Origin of the sequence: Nocardiopsis sp. CA-288880 (assembly GCF_050955985.1) — a bacterium.
Lineage (GTDB): Bacteria > Actinomycetota > Actinomycetes > Streptosporangiales > Streptosporangiaceae > Nocardiopsis > Nocardiopsis tropica.
On the sequence record NZ_CP192105.1, the window covers coordinates 4,356,451 to 4,368,812 of the forward strand.

A 12,362-nucleotide genomic window follows, 5' to 3' on the forward strand; every position below is an offset into this window, starting at 1 on the left:
GGTTCCGGCCCGGTTCCGGCGGGGGCTGGGGGGCCGATGGTACAGATGAAAACGAAAACCGTTATCTTTTTTATCCTAAGCGCGGCATCGAGCGCGATCCCCCACTTGTGTGGCGAAGAACGCAAAAGGAGCAGAGATGACGAAGAGTGCGAACCCGCCCGAGGCGCCGGCACCGGACTGGCCGGGGTGGCCGGAGGAGGCGCGCGAGCGCTACCGGGCGGCCGGCTTCTGGCGCGAGGAGGTCCTGGCCGACCTGCTGGCGCAGCAGGCGCGGCGGCGCCCCGGCGCCGTCGCGCTCGTCGACGGCGCCCGCCGGTGGACCTACGCCGAACTGGCCTCGGAGGCGGGAGCGGTGGCGGCGGGGCTGCACCGCCGGGGGGTGCGCCGGGGCGACCGCGTGGTGGTGCAGCTGCCCAACCGGGCGGAGTTCCTGCTGCTCTGGTTCGGGCTGCAGTACCTCGGCGCCGTCCCGGTCCACGCCATGCCCGGACACCGCGGCCACGAGATCTCCCACCTGCTGCGGACCACCGGGGCGGTCGGCTACGCCGTGGCCGACCGCCACGCGCGCTTCGACTACCGGACACTGGCCGCGTCGATGCTCGAGGAGCACGAGGGGCTGCGCCACGTGATCGTCGTCGGTGACACCGGCGGCCTGGAGGACGCCGTCGGCTTCGGGGAACTGCGCGCCGACGCCCCCGCGAACAGCGTCCCCGCCCCGGCCCGGCCCGACCCCGGGGACATCGCGCTCCTGCTGCTCTCCGGGGGGACGACGGGGACGCCCAAGCTCATCCCGCGCACGCACCAGGACTACGGCTACAACGCCCGCGCCGCCGCGGACGCCTGCGGCCTCACCGCGGACAGCGTCTACCTCGCCGCACTGCCCGCCGCCTTCAACTTCACGATGTGCTGCCCGGGGATCCTCGGCACGCTGACCGCGGGCGGCACGGTGGTCATGGCGCCCAGCCCCGCCCCCGAGACGGCGTTCCCCCTGATCGCCCGCGAGGGCGTGACCGTGACGGCGCTCAGCCCCCCGATGGTGCCCGTGTGGTTGGAGGCCTACGCCGACCGGGCTCCGGGCACGGCCGAGCTCGAGAGCCTCTCGGTCCTGCAGGTGGGGGGAGCGCGGTTGGCCGACGACCTGGCGCGCCGCGTCCGCCCCACCCTGGGGTGCCGTCTCCAGCAGGTGTTCGGCATGGCCGAGGGCCTGATCAACGTCACCCGGCTCGACGACCCCGAGGAGCTGGTGTGCACCACCCAGGGGCGGCCCATCTCCTCCGGCGACGAGGTGCGGGTGGTCGACGGGTCGGGCGCCCCGGTGCCCGTCGGCGCCGTGGGCGAGCTGCTGACCCGGGGCCCCTACACGCTGCGCGGCTACTACCGCTCCCCCGAGCTCGCCGCCACGCACTTCACGCCCGACGGGTTCTACCGGACCGGCGATCTCGTCCGGCTCCGTCCGAGCGGCCACATCGACGTCGTCGGCAGGGTGAAGGACCAGATCAACCGCGGCGGGGAGAAGATCGACGCCACCGAGGTCGAGGGCCAGCTGCTCGCCTACCCGGGCGTGTCCGCGGCCGCCCTGGTGGCCGCCCCCGACCCCGACCTCGGCGAGCGCTCGGTCGCCTTCCTGGTCTGCGCGGGCGCCCCGCCCACCGTCCGCGAGCTCGCCGCCTTCCTGCGCGGCAGGGGCCTGGCCGGCTACAAGTCCCCCGACCGGATCGAGACCGTCGACGCGTTTCCCCTGACCGCGGTCGGCAAGGTCGACAAGAACGCGCTGCGCGAGCGGAGCCGCTGAGTGGCGTCGTCACCCCGCGCGACCGGAGCGACACGCACGGCGCTGCGACCCCGGCCACACGGGCATGCGCTTCGCATGAAAACGATAATCATTTACGATCGATTCGGTGGCGCCCCCGGGCGCCCGGCGGCCCTGCCCGGGCCGCTCCACAGTGAAGAGGACGTCCCCGCGTGCGCATCACCGTCCACCCCGAGGTCTGCATCGGCGCCGGCCAGTGCGTCGTCGCCGCCGACCGCGTGTTCGACCAGGGCGAGGAGGACGGGCTCGTGCGCCTGCGCACCGACCGCCCCGGCCCCGCCGACGCCGCGCACGTGCGCAACGCGGTCGACCGCTGCCCCTCCGGCGCGATCGAGCTCACCTCGGACTGACGTCGCGCTCCCCCGCTCCCCCGCTCCCCCGTCCCCGCCCTCCCGGAGCCCGCGTCCGCCCCGGGCCGACGCCCTCTCGCGGCGGGCCGCGGCCGTGGAGCGGACCGCGTCCGGCGCGCACGTCCGGGGCGGGCGACCGCGCACGTCCGCCGCTGGGGCGGCCGTCCTCGCCGCCCTCGAAACAAGACCGGAGAAACATGTTGACCACGGGTACACCGGAGGCGGCCTGCGGGCCGTCCGGGGCAAGGAGCCGACCGTGAGCCGTAGTGAAACCGAACAGGTCGAAGGGCCGCTCGACCCCGTCGAGGCCGCCGCCCGGCTCGCGGGCTCGGGGCTCTTCCCCGAATACGTCCTCTACGAACGCGAGGGGGTCTGGCGCTTCGGCGGCGGCGAGCGGTGGGGCGTCGACCTCGACAGCGACCGGGTCACGGTCCGCGGCGCCGACGGGACCGCGGACTCCCGCGCCTACACCGGCAGCCCGGCCGACGCGCTGGCGGAGGCCCTGGCCGGACTGCCCGACCCGTCCTGGCGGGCCTACGGCTGGGTGGGGTTCGACTTCGCGCTCCGCTCCCGCGGATCGGCCCCGCCCGCCGGCGGCGGACCCGCGCGGCTGGCCCGCCTCATCGTGCCCCGGACCGAGGTCCGCATCACCGCCGACGGCGCCCGGATCAGCGGGGGCGAGGCGCAGATGCGCCAGAAGGTGCGCTCCCTGCTCCTCGAACCGCTCGCCGCCCCCGCACGGCCCCGCGCCACCGTCGAGTCCCAGGCCGACCCCCACGGCTACCGCGCGCTCGTGGGCGAGGCCCTCGCCGAGATCGAGCGCGGCGACTACCACAAGGTGATCCTCTCCCGGAAGGTCGACCTGCCCTTCCCCGTCGACATCCCCGCCACCTACGCGGTCGGCCGCAGGGCCAACACCCCGGCCCGGTCCTTCCTGCTGGACCTCGACGGGCTCCGCAGCGCGGGCTTCAGCCCCGAACTGGTCGTCACGGTCGGACCCGACCGCGAGGTCTCGACCAACCCGCTCGCGGGCACCCGGGCGGCGGGGCGCGGCACGGCGGCGGACACCGCCGCCCGCGCCGAGCTGGAGGCCGACCCCAAGGAGATCCACGAGCACGCCATCTCGGTCCGCGAAGCCGTCACGGAGATGCGGTCGGTGTGCGCCCCGGACTCCGTCGCGGTGTCCGACTTCATGAGCGTCTCGGTCCGCGGCAGCGTCCAGCACCTGGCCTCCACCGTGAGGGGGCGCCTGGCGGAGGGGGCCACCCCGTGGCACGCCTTCGAGGCGCTGTTCCCGGCGATCACGGCGTCGGGGATCCCCAAACCGCAGGCGATCGAGGCGATCACCCGCCTGGAGGAGGGGCGCGGGCTGTACTCCGGCGCCGTGGTCACCGCCACGTCCCGGGGCGAGCTCGACGCCGCCCTGGTCCTGCGCGCCGTCTACGAGGAGCAGGGCCGGGCCTGGCTCCGCGCGGGCGCCGGCATCGTGGCCGGGTCCCGCCCCGAACGCGAATTCGAGGAGACCGGCGAGAAGCTGGCCAGCGTACTGCCCCACCTCGTGCCCGCGGCGCGACCGTGACCGCGCCGGCGAACGAGCACCACCGTCCCCCCTGTGAGAGAGCCGAGGCAGTCACACCATGACAGACGTCCAGAAGAACGGGCTGGTCCCCTACCTGCTCGCCAACCGGGCCTTCGTCGCCCCGGCCGTCGAACAGGCGGTCGGGGCGATGGACCTGTCCGGACGCACACGCCTGCTCGACGCGGGAACCGGAGCCGGGGGCGGGCTGGTGGCGCTGGCCCGGGCGGCCGGCCCGGGGGCCCGCGTCCTGGCCGTCGACAGCAACCCCGACGTGCTGGACCTGGCCCGTGAGCACGCACGGGCCGAGGGGGTCTCGGAGCGGGTCCAGGTGCGCGCCGCCGACCTGGTCGACGTGCTCGACGAGGCCGCCGGCTCCGGCGAGGGGTTCGACGCGATCTGGGCCTCGGACGTGGTCTGGCCCGGCAACTTCGACGACCCCGGGGCCCTGGTGGCACGCGCGGCGCGCGCCCTGGCCCCCGGCGGCGTGCTGGGCCTGTTCACCAGCAACTACTACCAGGCCATGTTCCTGCCCGGCCACTCACGGCTGGAGCGGGCGGCGCGCACCGCCTCCGAGCTCAACTGGGGGATCCCCTCCGGGGGACCCGCCCACTACGAGCTCCACACGGTCTGGATGGAGGCCGCGGGGCTGCTCGACGTGCGCGTGGACGTCTTCCCGCGGGTGGGCTCGCCCGTGGACGCCGACCCGACCGTGCGCCCCTACCTGGAGAACGCCGTATGGCCGGAACTGCGCGAATCGCTGGTCAAACGCGGCGCCGACGCGGGCCTGAGCAGTGACGAGGTCGCCGAGGCCGAACGGCTCCTGACCCCGGGCCACCCGGACTACATCGTCGACACCGCGGGCTACTACACGGTCCACCCGACCCTGCTCGCCGTGGGAAGGCGCCCCTCGGACTGAGACGGGCGACCGGCCGGCCCCCGCCCCGGGGGCCGGCCGGCTCCGCGCGGGGCCCACCGCCCGCGGCGGTCCCGGAAGCGCTCAGCGCACGCCCAGGGCGAACAGGAGCGCGCGCATCCTGTCGGTGGTCTCCGACAGGACGGCCCCGGGGTCGGAACCGGACATGACGCCACCGCCGACGAAGGCGTCCACCCTGCTGTGGAACACCTCGGCACAGCGGGCGGCGACGACCCACTCGCCGTCGCCCCGGGCCGTGCTGTAGCCGACGGCTCCGGAGTGGAAACCCCGGTCGAAGTGCTCCGGCGCGCCGATCGCCCCGGACGCGGGCCGCGAGGGGGAGCCGCACACGGCCGGGGCGGGACGCAGGGCCGCCGCCAGGAGGTGCGCCGGCACATCCGCGTCCAGCAGCGTCCCCTCCAGGCGGGTGGACAGGTGCCACATCGTGGCGGTTCCGACCAGCTCGGGCCGCTTCGGCACGGCCAGGGTCCGGCAGTAGGGCTCCAGCGACTCCGCTGCCGCGTCGACCATGACGGCGTGCTCACGCCTGTCCCCGGCCGAGGCACGCAGTCTCTCGCGGTTGCGGTAGTCCTTGGTCGGATCGGCGCTGCGGGGGACGGAGCCGGACAGCGGCTGGGAGGCCACCCGGCTCCCGCGCTTGGAGACCAGCAGTTCCGGGCCCGTCCCCAGAAGGGTGCGGTCCTCCGCCCCGGGGCCGGGCACGTCGATCGCGAAGACGGGTTCGCCCGGATCGCGCCAGAGGAGGTTGTGCAACGCCGTGGACGGTTCGACCGCCGACGTGCTGTGCAGACGCAGGCCCCTGGCCGACACCACCCTGTCCGGCCCGCCGTCCCCGGCCGTCAGCGCGATCGCCCGCTCGATCGACGCCCTGTGCTCGTCGGGGGCGGGCACGGGCGTGGACCCCCACTCCCCCGGCAGCGGCCGCCGGCGCAGGCCCGGCGCCCGGCCCCGGGGCGGCGCGGGTGCGTGGCGCACCGTTCGTGGGAGCAGGAACCGGGCCGACCGCCGCCCGTCGAAGGGGATGGCGCCCATCACCACGCCCTCGGGCCCCGCGCTCCTGAGCAGGGAGTCGACCTCGTGCACCTCTTCCGCGACCCCCAGGACCCCGGTCCCGTGCAGTGCGCCGGCACCGGCACCGGTGGAGAAGAACGTGTCCCCCGGCCGGTAGGAGGCCAGGAGCTCGACGACGGACGGCGCCGGCGCCGGCGTTCTCTGTTCAGGCATGTGTCGAATCCTCTACAGGGGTGGGAGTGGTCTGCGATGGAACTGCCGCCCGGGCGCGACCGCGCCGCGGCGGGTCCGCGCCGGCCGGAACCGCTGCCGCGGGCGGCGCTACGGCCCCGGTGCCAGGGTGCGGCGCTCCGGGTCCAGCGTCAGGACACGGTCCATGCGGTCGGCGACGTGCCGGTCGTGGGTCACCATGACCACGGCCAGCCCCTCCTCGGCGCGGAGCGCGTCCAGGACGTCCAGGACCGTGCGGGCGCTCGCGGCGTCCAGGGCGGAGGACACCTCGTCGGCCAGCAGGACCCGGGGGCGTGCGGCCAGGGCCCGGGCGATGGCCACGCGCTGGCGCTGGCCGCCGGAGAGGCGGGCCGGCAGCGCGCGTCCGACGTCCGCCAGCAGCCCGACCCGTTCCAGGAGCCCGGGGACCTCCGCGGCGGCCTGGGCGTGGTTCAGCCCCCGCAGCACCATGGCCGGTCGGGCGAGCGCCGTGGCGACCCGCTGAGCCGGATTCAGGGTCCCGGCCGGGTCCTGGGCGACCAGCTGGACGGCCCGCAATGCTTCCCGGGAACGGTCCGTGTGGCCGGCCGGCAGGGGCCGGCCGCCGAGCGAGAAGGTGCCCGCCGCGGGAGGGTGGAGCCCCGCCAGGCTCCTGAGCAGGGTGGACTTACCGCATCCGGAAGGGCCCAGGACGGCGACCGCCTCCCCCGGACCGACGTCCAGGTCCACCCCGCCGAGCAGTTCGCGCCCGCCCGGCGCCGTGAGGCGCACCCCACGCAGGCCGAGGACCGGCGCACCCCCCGACGGCCGGGGGCCCGCGGTCGTGGAAGCTGCTCCGCGGACCGGTTCGGGCCCGCCGACGTCGAGGCGGAGGTCGGCCACGCGGTCGGCGAACCCCCGGTCGTGGGTGACCACGACGGTGACCCTCCCCGGGCTACCCCGCCGCTGTTCGAGGACCTCGAGCACCAGTTCCACCGTGGCGGGGTCCAGGCCGCTCGTGGGCTCGTCCAGCACGAGCACCTCGGGATCGGCGACGACCGCACGGGCCAGCGCCACGCGCTGGGCCTGGCCCCCGGAGAGCTCGTGCGGGCGCCGGCGCCACAGGGCGTCGGCGTCCAGCCCCAGCGAGGCGAGCGCCGCGCGGACCGCCCCGGCGTTCGCGCGCCGCAGGCCGCCCGGCAGGGCGTCGGCGACCAGGGCGCAGACCGGCCGCAGGGGGTGCAGGTCCGAGGCGGGGTCCTGGCCGAGCACGCCCGTGGCGGCCCGGCGCCACCGGCGCGCCGCGCGCCCCGCGGGCACCGGCGCTCCCCGCCAGCGCACCCGGCCGGCCCTGCGCACCAGGCCGGGCGGCAGGGCGTCCAGCACGGCCAGGACCGCGCTGGTCTTGCCGCTCCCCGAGGGGCCCATGACCGCGAGCACCCCGCCCTCCGGCACGCGCAGGTCCACCGGGCCGACCACAGTGTCCCCGCGATCGGTCTCGACCAGCACCGCCTCCGCATGCAGTCCGTCAGCCATCCGCGGGCTCCTTCCGTGCGGGACCGCGGTCGCGGGCCCCGGGCGTGCGGTCGTCGGAGAGGTACAGCTGGGCCAGGAGGGCGAGCAGGACGGTGGCGGCCCCCAGCGCCACGGCCGGTGCGGCCACGGCCCAGGGGTTGATCGCCACGCCGGTCATGTTCTCCCTGAGCATGAGGGCCCAGTCGGGGGCGGGCGGGGCGGCGCCCAGCCCCAGGACGCTCAGGGCGGAGGCCACCTGGAGCGCGACCACCAGGCGCAGCCCGAGGTCGGCGACGACCAGCCCCCGCATGGCGGGGAGGACCTCCCTCAGCAGGATCGAGGCGGTGCCCTCCCCGCGCAGGAGCGCGGCCTCCACGTACCCCGAGGTGCGGGCCGCGCGGACGGCGTCCCCGACCAGGCGCAGGGTGAGCGGGGCCCCTCCGCACACCGTCGCGACGACCACCGCCGTGTGCCAGGGCAGGGCGATCGCGGCGAGCAGGGCCAGGAGCAGGGAGGGCAGGGCGAGCAACAGGTCGGCCCCGGCGGTGAGCAGTCGCGAGACCGGCCCGCCGAACCACCCTGCGACCAGCCCGCCGGCGGTCCCGACGGCGCAGGCGCACACGGCGGCCGCGACGGAGACGCCGAGCAGCCCCCTTCCGCCGGCCAGGACACGGGACAGGACGTCGCGGCCCAGGGCGTCCGTTCCCAGGAGGTGGACGGGGTCGGGCAGCTGCCAGGGCGCCCCCGTCGGGGACGTCGGGCTGTGCGGCGCCCACCATCCGCCGAACAGGGCGACGGACAGGACCGCGGCCGACAGCAGGGGGACGGACAGCGACGCGAGGATCGCAGCGGGGCGACGGTTCACCGGGCCGACCTCCGGCGTGGTTCGGTCAGGGCGGCGACCAGGTCCCCCAGCAGCAGCCCCACCAGCACGACCGCGGCGGCGACCACCGCGGTGGCCTGGACGACGGGCAGGTCCCGGGAGGCCAGGGAGGAGACGAGCAGCGATCCGATGCCCGGATAGCCGAACAGGGTCTCCACCAGCGCCGCCGCGGCGATCAGCCCTCCCGCGGTGTTCGCCGTGACCCGGGTGAAGGGGGCCAGGAGGAAGGGGAGCACGTCGGTCGAGGCGATCCGCCACGGGTGGACCCCCCGTCGGCGGGCGTCGGCCACGTGGGGCAGGCGTACGGTGTCGGCCACCGCCCCGGCCAGCAGGCTCGCGCCGAAGAACGCGGTGGGCAGGGCCAGGGAGGCCACCGGGAGGAACAGCAGTTCCGGGTGCTGCCAGGGCGCGGCTCCGGGCGGGAGCAGGGACACCGGGGGCACCAGGCCCAGGGTTCCGGAGAACAGGGCGGCCAGGGCGGCGGCGGTGACCGCGGTGGGCAGGGCGGCGCCTCCGGTGAGGAGCGCGGTGGACAGCCGGCGCGCCCGCCGGGTCCCCCCGGCCCACCAGGCCAGCGCCAGGGACGCGGGGGTCGCCACCGCCAGCGCCCCGCCCACCACCGCGAGGGTGGCGGGCAGCCGCTGGGCGAGGGCGTCGGCGACCGGGCGGCCGTTGACCAGGGACGTGCCGAGGTCGCCGGTGAGCAGGGACCCCGCCCAGTCGAGGTAGCGCCGCCAGGGCGCGGCGTCCAGTCCCAGCTCCTCACGCAGCTCCCGGACCTCCTCCTCGTCGGCGCCGGGGGTGACACGCAGGTCCACGGCGTCGCCGGGCAGGAGCTCGGTGGCGGTGAACACCGCCACCGATACCAGGGCCAGCAGGAGCACGGTCCGCACCAGGGCGAACAGGAGCGGGACCCCCGTGACCGCCCCCGCGGTGCGGGGGCGGGGGGCCGCGGGGGCGGTCACGGGGCGGGTCATCAGCCGGAGACCTCGACCCGCTCGATGAACAGGCGGTTGAACCCGGGCCCGGTCGGCAGGCCGCTCACACCGGAACCCGCCAGGTCGATGCCGTCCCCGGTGCCCCAGACAACGTAGCCGCCGTCGTCGGCGACGCGCTGCTGCAGGTCGGCGAGCATCGCGTGGCGGTCGCCCTCGTCCTCGGTGGCCAGGGCCTCGGCGAAGTCGGCGTCCCACTCGGGGACGTCCCAGCCCGTCTCGTTGGTGGGGCCGTCGGAGAGCAGGGCCATCCGGGCGTAGTCCACGAACCCGTTCCCGCCCAGGCTGTTGAGGTAGAAGGGTTCGACGTTCCACACCTCGGCCCAGTAGGTGTCGGGCGCGCCCACCTCGATCCGGACCTCGATGCCCGCCTCGGCGAGCTGTTCGGCGGCCAGGGTCGCGGTCTCCTCCATGCCGGGGTAGGAGTTGGTGGCGTGCAGGGTGAGCTCGACGCCGTCCGCGTGGCCCGCCTCCTCCAGCAGTTCGCGGGCCCGGTCCAGGTCGCGCTCCACGGGTGCGGCGTCGGGGGCGAAGGGCTCCTGGGAGTTCAGGATGTCCGCGCCGGTCTCCCCGTAGCCGAGGAAGACCGTCTCGACGAGCTGCTCGCGGTCCAGGGCGAGCTTGACGGCCTCACGGACGCCCGGGTCGTCGAAGGGCTCGGTGTCGAGGTCCATGACCAGCGGGTAGTTCACACCGGCGGGCCGGGTGCTCACCCGGACCGCGTCGTCCGACTCGTACTGCTGCGCACCGGCGGGGGACACGCTGCCCGCGACGTCCGCCTGTCCGGAGGCCACCGCCTCGGCCCGCGCGGCCGGGTCGGGCATGGCGCTGATCTGGAGGGTCTCGAAGTCGGCGGCACCGCCCCACCAGTCGTCGTTGCGGGTCAGGACCGCGGTGGTGTCGTCGTGTTCCTCCAGCCGGAACGGTCCGGAGCCGACGACGGGCTCGGTGATGTCGTCGCTGCCCTCGGGGACCACGAAGGTCAGGGAGGCCAGGGCGATGCCGACCTCCGCGTAGGGCTGGTGGGTGGCCAGTTCCAGGGTGTGCTCGTCCACCACCGAGGAGGCCTCCAGGTCGAACACCGACAGGCGTCCGTTGTTCTCGGCGCCCTTGCCCTGGATCCGGTTCAGGGAGAACAGGACGTCGTGGGCGGTCACGGGCTCTCCGTCGGAGAAGACGGCGTCATCGCGCAGGGCGACGGTCCACAGGTCGAGGTCCTCCCCCGCCGGCTCCCAGGACAGGGCCAGGCGCGGCTGGACCACGCCGTCCTCGTCGGTCACGGTCAGCACGTCGTAGAGCATGGCGAAGCGCAGGTAGTCGGACTCGTTGCCGACGCGCCCGTGCGGGTCGTGGGTGGTCGCCGCCGGGGCTCCGACCGCCGCGTAGCGCAGGGTGGGGCCCTCGGCGGCGGCCTGCTCTCCCTCACCTCCACCGCAGGCGGTGGCCGCCAGGAGCACCGCGAGGGCGCCCGCGGGCAGGAATCGTCGTCTCATCGTTCGGCCTTTCTCGGGATGGGCCGTGGTCGGCACGGCCCCAGTAGGTGGCTCCCGGCACGGGGCCGGGAGGGTTCGTGGGTGGTCACGGCGGCTGAGGGACGATGGCGGGCCGGGCGCGGGGGCGCGGTCACCGGTGCGCTCGCGCGGACGTCCGGCGCGCGGGCGGAAGCAGCGCGGTGGGCGGGGGTGTCGTCCGTGGGGCCGGGCCTGTCCGCCTACGGCGCGCGTGCCTCGGCGGGGCGTCACAGGCAACGCAAACGGGCGTCGGCGGGCCGGTCGGTCCGCGCGTCACCGCTCGTGTGCCGGATCCTCTTCACGGCCCCGGCGGGTTCGGCGCTCCCCGTGCTCTCCTGCGCCTCAGCGCAGCCCCGGCAGGAGAGGTGGCGGCGCACGGACGATCCAGGTCATGAGGGGGCTCCCGGCAGCGCAGGGAGCGGGCGGCGCCGCCGAGGGACTTGAACGCGGCCATGGCGTATCCGGGCGTCCCGGGCATGCCGGTCGGCTGCCCGGTCGGGGATCGCCAGGGGCGGGAGGTGAGCGCCGCATCGGCTTCGCCCTACGTACACGGGGAGGACTCCTGGGGGAGCGCGAGTCGCGTGAATGAAAATGATTATCAGTACCGTAGCACGCGCGAGTCCGCTTTGCCCGAATCACACCCGCCCCACCCTCAACGCACCGAGCCCCTGTGGCCGCGGGGCGATGATCGCCTCCGCGGCCACAGGGGCTCGGGAAAGGAAGCTCCGACGCGCATCGCACCGGCCGCCGGCCCGCACTCCTGCGCGGAGGGGCCGTGGGCGGTCGGCCGCCGACCCGACGGACTCCGCGTCCGATGTCCGCCGACCGGGTTGGACAGGGCGGGATCTCCGGCCTTCGTGGTCAGTGCACCTGGCCAAGCCGCCGAACCGTGTGTGCGTCGGCCACCAGGCCGTTGAGGAGAACACCCAGGGCGATGGACAGGTTGAAAGCGCAGAACTGGCTGGCCACCAGGAGGACGGTGGCGAGCACTGCCGCGCGCACGCCCCGTGGGAGCGCAGCAGTGCGGAGAGATCAATGAAGCGGACCGCTGGCCGCGCGGGCAGCGGCGGGAGCAGGATCAGGAGCAGCACGAACGCCGCCAGGCCCACGATGGCGAGAAAGGCCGACCGCCAGTAGAGCAGGTCGCCGAGGAGAGTTCCGAAGGGATGCCAAGCCCGGAGGCCGCGGACACACCGCCGAAGACGATTGCGGTGGCGCGGGGGACGTGTCGTGCGGGGACGAGTCTGGGGCCCGTCCTCTGACGATGGCCTAGAACCCGCGATGCCCACGCCCACCAGGACCCGCGCGGCCAGCACGACCGTGAACGCGTAGGTCCATACGCACACGGCGTTGGCGGCGGCTGTCAAGGCGGTGAGGACGGAGCGAAGGCGGCGGCAACGAAGCCGGGCACAGGCACCATGAACGTGGCGGAGCCGTCGGTGACCGACAGGTCGGAGCCGATCGCGGTGAGCAGCCTGGCGAGGAGCAGTTCCGTGGTCATGAGTGTGAAGATCCCGAGGGCGACGGCGGTCACGGCCATCCACCCGGCGGGTCGGTCGTAGACCGGTCCTTCCGGTCGGAGGTG

The 12,362-nt window shown here is 75.4% G+C and carries 10 protein-coding genes; 4 read left to right on the forward strand and 6 right to left on the reverse strand.

Going from position 1 to position 12,362, the window contains the following annotated elements; all coding sequences use genetic code 11:
* The first annotated feature begins 136 nt into the window (after positions 1 to 136).
* The 4 genes from ACQPYD_RS19205 (at position 137) to ACQPYD_RS19220 (ending at position 4,655) form a co-directional block, all read left to right on the forward strand.
* The gene (locus tag ACQPYD_RS19205) at positions 137 to 1,792 is read left to right on the forward strand and encodes a (2,3-dihydroxybenzoyl)adenylate synthase (protein WP_433696965.1); all 1,656 of its coding nucleotides are present in this window, start codon (positions 137 to 139) and stop codon (positions 1,790 to 1,792) included.
* Positions 1,793 to 1,962: 170 nt separating this feature from the next.
* Positions 1,963 to 2,160 carry a ferredoxin gene (locus ACQPYD_RS19210; protein WP_355010571.1) on the forward strand — a complete coding sequence of 66 codons (198 nt, stop codon included), beginning with the start codon at positions 1,963 to 1,965 and terminating at the stop codon, positions 2,158 to 2,160.
* 256 nt (positions 2,161 to 2,416) lie between these two features.
* Complete coding sequence (locus tag ACQPYD_RS19215; protein WP_433696966.1) at positions 2,417 to 3,739, forward strand: salicylate synthase; 1,323 nt, start codon at positions 2,417 to 2,419, stop codon at positions 3,737 to 3,739.
* 58 nt (positions 3,740 to 3,797) lie between these two features.
* Positions 3,798 to 4,655, forward strand: a complete 858-nt coding sequence (locus ACQPYD_RS19220; protein WP_433696967.1) for an SAM-dependent methyltransferase — start codon at positions 3,798 to 3,800, stop codon at positions 4,653 to 4,655.
* Between the two features lie 81 nt (positions 4,656 to 4,736).
* Here the strand turns inward: ACQPYD_RS19220 and ACQPYD_RS19225 are convergent, their stop codons facing one another.
* From ACQPYD_RS19225 to ACQPYD_RS19250, 6 genes are all read right to left on the reverse strand, one after another.
* The gene (locus tag ACQPYD_RS19225) at positions 4,737 to 5,897 is read right to left on the reverse strand and encodes a chorismate-binding protein (RefSeq protein WP_433696968.1); all 1,161 of its coding nucleotides are present in this window, start codon (positions 5,895 to 5,897) and stop codon (positions 4,737 to 4,739) included.
* A 108-nt stretch (positions 5,898 to 6,005) separates the two neighbouring features.
* Complete coding sequence (locus ACQPYD_RS19230) at positions 6,006 to 7,409, reverse strand: ABC transporter ATP-binding protein (protein WP_433696969.1); 1,404 nt, start codon at positions 7,407 to 7,409, stop codon at positions 6,006 to 6,008.
* Positions 7,402 to 8,253, reverse strand: coding sequence for an ABC transporter permease (locus tag ACQPYD_RS19235; protein WP_433696970.1), 852 nt, complete (start codon positions 8,251 to 8,253; stop codon positions 7,402 to 7,404). Before ACQPYD_RS19235 ends, ACQPYD_RS19230 begins: the two co-directional genes overlap by 8 nt.
* Positions 8,250 to 9,248: an ABC transporter permease gene (locus ACQPYD_RS19240; protein WP_433696971.1), complete on the reverse strand. Its 999-nt coding sequence runs from the start codon at positions 9,246 to 9,248 to the stop codon at positions 8,250 to 8,252. The genes ACQPYD_RS19235 and ACQPYD_RS19240 overlap by 4 nt, the downstream gene beginning before the upstream one ends.
* Positions 9,248 to 10,759, reverse strand: a complete 1,512-nt coding sequence (locus ACQPYD_RS19245; RefSeq protein ID WP_433696972.1) for an ABC transporter substrate-binding protein — start codon at positions 10,757 to 10,759, stop codon at positions 9,248 to 9,250. Before ACQPYD_RS19245 ends, ACQPYD_RS19240 begins: the two co-directional genes overlap by 1 nt.
* A 1,381-nt stretch (positions 10,760 to 12,140) precedes the next feature.
* Positions 12,141 to 12,311 carry a hypothetical protein gene (locus ACQPYD_RS19250; protein ID WP_433696973.1) on the reverse strand — a complete coding sequence of 57 codons (171 nt, stop codon included), beginning with the start codon at positions 12,309 to 12,311 and terminating at the stop codon, positions 12,141 to 12,143.
* Positions 12,312 to 12,362: the final 51 nt, after the last annotated feature.

Bases quoted from the DNA above. Each gene is read 5' to 3' on its own strand.
- ACQPYD_RS19225 (WP_433696968.1), bottom strand. From the start codon at position 5,897: ATGCCTGAACAGAGAACGCCGGCGCCGGCGCCGTCCGTCGTCGAGCTC.
- ACQPYD_RS19240 (WP_433696971.1), bottom strand. From the start codon at position 9,248: ATGACCCGCCCCGTGACCGCCCCCGCGGCCCCCCGCCCCCGCACCGCG.
- ACQPYD_RS19220 (WP_433696967.1), top strand. From the start codon at position 3,798: ATGACAGACGTCCAGAAGAACGGGCTGGTCCCCTACCTGCTCGCCAAC.
- ACQPYD_RS19230 (WP_433696969.1), bottom strand. From the start codon at position 7,409: ATGGCTGACGGACTGCATGCGGAGGCGGTGCTGGTCGAGACCGATCGC.
- ACQPYD_RS19245 (WP_433696972.1), bottom strand. From the start codon at position 10,759: ATGAGACGACGATTCCTGCCCGCGGGCGCCCTCGCGGTGCTCCTGGCG.
- ACQPYD_RS19205 (WP_433696965.1), top strand. From the start codon at position 137: ATGACGAAGAGTGCGAACCCGCCCGAGGCGCCGGCACCGGACTGGCCG.